Source organism: Burkholderia sp. SIMBA_051 (assembly GCF_046534915.1).
Lineage (GTDB): Bacteria > Pseudomonadota > Gammaproteobacteria > Burkholderiales > Burkholderiaceae > Burkholderia > Burkholderia ambifaria.
In genome coordinates this window covers 1-237 of record NZ_JAWRXS010000870.1, presented here as the reverse complement: position 1 = coordinate 237, position 237 = coordinate 1, and the positions used below count along the sequence as shown (strand labels likewise).

The 237-nt window shown below is 62.9% G+C and carries 1 pseudogene; it reads left to right on the top strand.

The window, feature by feature from the left end:
• A pseudogene (locus SB771_RS36930) lies at nucleotides 1-120 on the top strand (type II secretion protein F); the annotation flags it as partial.
• Between the last annotated feature and the right edge of the window lie 117 nt (nucleotides 121-237).

Here is a 237-nt window from a genome sequence, read left to right as displayed (position 1 = left end):
AACAACGACCTGTTCATGGGTCTGTGGGTGGACCCGCTGGGCTTCAAGATGCTGATGACGGCGGTCTGCCTGCAACTGGGCGGCTCCTACATCCTGTATCGCATGGCCAAGGCCATCTGAGGACGACGCGGATGCAAGCGATCGAATCCTGGAATGTCTCAACGGTGCTGGCGGTGGCGCTGATGCTGGTGGCGGCCGCCATGCTGATCCTGGGCCTGAGCATGACGCGGCGCCTGC